This is a genomic window from Endozoicomonas sp. SESOKO2, assembly GCF_024606245.1.
Lineage (GTDB): Bacteria > Pseudomonadota > Gammaproteobacteria > Pseudomonadales > Endozoicomonadaceae > Endozoicomonas_A.
In genome coordinates this window covers 1-2,985 of the sequence record NZ_JAHHPQ010000583.1, presented here as the reverse complement: position 1 = coordinate 2,985, position 2,985 = coordinate 1, and the positions used below count along the sequence as shown (strand labels likewise).

Below are 2,985 nucleotides of genomic sequence, written 5' to 3'. Positions count from 1 at the left end.
GTCTGTTTGTCGGGGCTCTTATCCCCGGCCTGATTCTGGTGGCTGCCTATGCTCTCTATCTGCTGATCGTAGCCTGGAGCAATCCGGCAGCGGCGCCTGGTCTGTCTGATGAAGATATCGGGGCTTATGATGAGGGGGATAATACTTATCTGCTCATGAATCTGTTGCCCCCACTGCTCTTGATTGGCTTAGTGCTGGGATCGATTCTGGCAGGAGCCGCGACACCAACAGAAGCAGCGGGTGTGGGTGCAATCGGTGCTTTTTTGCTAGCTGTAATGAAACGACAGTTAACGTTTCAGACGTTATCCAAAACACTGTCTAATACGACAAAAGTGACCTGCATGGTGTTTTTAATCCTGATCGGTGCTTCTGTCTTTTCTCTGGGGTTTAGGGGCGTTGGCGGCGAAGAGCTGATTCATGAGTTATGCACCCATATGCCAGGAGGGAAATTGACAGCGGTTCTGGTGGTCATGCTGGTGATGTTCCTGCTCGGATTTATCCTGGACTTTATTGAAATAACGTTTGTTATCGTGCCTCTGGTCGGACCGGTTCTGCTGGCCATGGGACTCGATCCTGTCTGGCTGGGCATCATGATGGCTATCAACTTGCAGACCTCATTTCTGACACCGCCATTTGGCTTTGCGCTGTTTTATCTCAGGGGGGTGGCTCCCACAGAAGTGACAACGTCTGATATTTATAAAGGTGTCGTGCCTTTTGTGATGATCCAGCTGATATTGCTGTGTGCACTGGCAGTCTGGCCGGAAATAGCTACATGGCTTCCGGAAAAGTTTTACGGTTAAGAAGATCCTGAGCGCAAGAAACAACCTGACACTCTTTTTAAGCTATAAGGATTTTCAGAGTCAGTTGCGCCAAAAAATAAAAACATTAAATACAAGAGAGTAATATGGAACTGGATAATGATCTTGCTCCCGGACCTCAGGGAGAACTAACACTGAAAGTGCTGGCGGACTACCAGTCCGTCAATACGACAGGCGATGTCTTTGGTGGCTGGGTCGCCATGCAGATCGATCAGGCCGGTTCGATTATGGCCAGAAAGATTGCTACAGGACGTGTTGTCACTGTGAGCATCGGAAGTATGAGTTTTATGCGCTCAGTGAAAATGGGCGATATTCTTGCACTGTTCACAAGGGTGACAGAGGTCGGCAAAACGTCGATTCGGATAGTGGTAGAAGCCTGGGTTGAAGACAAAAACGGTCGTACCAAGTTGACTGAAGCCAGTATGGTTTTTGTAGCCATAGATTCAGAAGGTAGAACGAGTCGGATCCACAGTGACGGAAGCCCTTAGGAATCAAGGCAGTTTCAGCATCTGGTCCACAGAGCCAGCTTTTCTGATAAGCCGGCAAGTGTGATCGGTTTGTCCAGAAAATCATCCATACCGGCAGACTTGCAAGCGATCTTATCCGATTCCGAGGTACTCGCTGTGAAGGCAATAATGGGTATACCGGCGTAACTTTGGCCGGAGGCTCTGATTTTTTCACTGGCTTCCAGACCATCCATGATGGGCATCATGCAATCCATAAGAATCAGGTCGAAGGCCTCTGAAGTCTCAAGCATGTCTAGCGCTTCCTGACCATTGCGGGCCATTTTGCAGGTACAGCCTAACTTTTCCAGCAGCTTTTTGGCCACCATCTGGTTCACTTGACTATCTTCCACCACCAGAATGTGGAGGCTGTGGGTTTCCATCGCTGACACCGGCCTTCCTTTGCCTGTGGCCTGATTTCTATACCATCAATATCTGAAAAAATACTGAGTTCTTTAGATACAGGATGTTGCCAGACTAAACCGCTCAGAAATAGCCAATTCCAGCTGATCTCCCTGTTTCAGAGGACCGACACCGGCCGGAGTGCCTGTGAGGACAATATCACCGGGTTCCAGTGTGAAATGGCGGCTTATGTAGCTGATCAGTCCCGGAATGGAGGTCAGCATATGGGCTGAAGTGTCTTCCTGACGTGTCTGACCATTGACTTTAAGGCTGAAGCGAATGTCATCAAAATTGGGCAGGTGCTCTCTGGCAACAAACCCCGAAACAGGGCAACTGCCATCAAACGCTTTGGCCACTTCCCAGGGCAGCCCTTTTTCTTTCAGCCGGAACTGGACATCCCGGAGTGTCAGATCCAGTGCCAGTCCCATCGCCTTGATGGCATTTATGCTCTCACTCTCGCTGGCATTGTGGAGTCGGGTATCCATCAGAATCGCTATTTCTGTTTCGTAATGAACTTCTCCGCGATCAATGGGAATAGCAAAGGGCATTTCCAGAGATGTCAGTGATGTTGAAGGTTTGATAAACAACACCGGGTCATCGGGCAGTGGATTATTCAACTCCCGAATGTGCTCGGCATAATTTCGACCAACACAGACCACTTTGCCGGTCGGCAAGTCAATGCGGTCGCCACTTAGCCAATGGTGCCTGTACTTCATAAGGCTTCCTTGTTGCTTGTTTGTTCTTGTATTTTTCTTTTGCTCATGATCTGGCACATCGCTAGTATTTATCAGCCGGGTTCGACTGCTGAAGCTATCATTCACAGTACAAAGATTCTGTTTTCCAGATTAACCTGATCACAGGAGCGCGTCATGTCTGAAGAACTCCACCTAAATATCCAGAATCTGCATGACCTGCTTGAAGGACAGCCAGTGGATGATTGTACTGCAGGGGCGCTCAAGCAAATTACCGATGAGCTACAGCTGGCTCTGGCTCAGGCGGAAGGTGACATTCCCCTGCAGGATTACAATGAACAGCTTGAACAGGAAGCGATCAAGTTTTCCGAAGAACATCCTGCATTGTCTCAGGCTATCAGGCAGATTCTGACTACGCTATCAAGCATAGGTGTCTGAAACAAAAAATTCATCATAACTGCTCTGCACCTGAGGTTTAAACCCTGAAGTTGTGATTGGGCAACGAGCGTAGCATTTATACACCCAAGGTAAGGGTTTTTCTCTTTTTTATGCTATTATCCCCACCCCGGT

Annotated in this window: 5 protein-coding genes; 3 read left to right on the top strand and 2 right to left on the bottom strand. The window is 48.6% G+C overall.

Going from position 1 to position 2,985, the window contains the following annotated elements; translation table 11 throughout:
* Both KDK17_RS14160 and KDK17_RS14155 read left to right on the top strand, forming a co-directional pair.
* Window positions 1–800: TRAP transporter large permease subunit (locus tag KDK17_RS14160; RefSeq protein ID WP_257288331.1), on the top strand; the 800-nt coding region annotated here is incomplete at its 5' end.
* 104 nt (window positions 801–904) lie between these two features.
* Window positions 905–1,306: an acyl-CoA thioesterase gene (locus KDK17_RS14155; RefSeq protein WP_257254944.1), complete on the top strand. Its 402-nt coding sequence runs from the start codon at window positions 905–907 to the stop codon at window positions 1,304–1,306.
* A 14-nt stretch (window positions 1,307–1,320) separates the two neighbouring features.
* Here the strand turns inward: KDK17_RS14155 and KDK17_RS14150 are convergent, their stop codons facing one another.
* Together KDK17_RS14150 and KDK17_RS14145 are read right to left on the bottom strand one after the other, a co-directional pair.
* Window positions 1,321–1,704: a response regulator gene (locus KDK17_RS14150; protein ID WP_257254943.1), complete on the bottom strand. Its 384-nt coding sequence runs from the start codon at window positions 1,702–1,704 to the stop codon at window positions 1,321–1,323.
* A gap of 72 nt (window positions 1,705–1,776) precedes the next feature.
* Complete coding sequence (locus KDK17_RS14145) at window positions 1,777–2,439, bottom strand: fumarylacetoacetate hydrolase family protein (RefSeq protein WP_257254942.1); 663 nt, start codon at window positions 2,437–2,439, stop codon at window positions 1,777–1,779.
* 153 nt (window positions 2,440–2,592) lie between these two features.
* Between KDK17_RS14145 and KDK17_RS14140 the strand changes: the two genes are divergently transcribed.
* On the top strand, window positions 2,593–2,853 hold the full coding sequence (locus tag KDK17_RS14140; protein ID WP_257254941.1) for a DUF4404 family protein: 261 nt from the start codon (window positions 2,593–2,595) through the stop codon (window positions 2,851–2,853).
* Window positions 2,854–2,985: the final 132 nt, after the last annotated feature.

What these genes read in the sequence shown, in the direction of transcription:
- KDK17_RS14150 (WP_257254943.1), bottom strand. Translation starts at nt 1,704, where the DNA reads ATGGAAACCCACAGCCTCCACATTCTGGTGGTGGAAGATAGTCAAGTG.
- KDK17_RS14155 (WP_257254944.1), top strand. Translation starts at nt 905, where the DNA reads ATGGAACTGGATAATGATCTTGCTCCCGGACCTCAGGGAGAACTAACA.
- KDK17_RS14145 (WP_257254942.1), bottom strand. Translation starts at nt 2,439, where the DNA reads ATGAAGTACAGGCACCATTGGCTAAGTGGCGACCGCATTGACTTGCCG.
- KDK17_RS14140 (WP_257254941.1), top strand. Translation starts at nt 2,593, where the DNA reads ATGTCTGAAGAACTCCACCTAAATATCCAGAATCTGCATGACCTGCTT.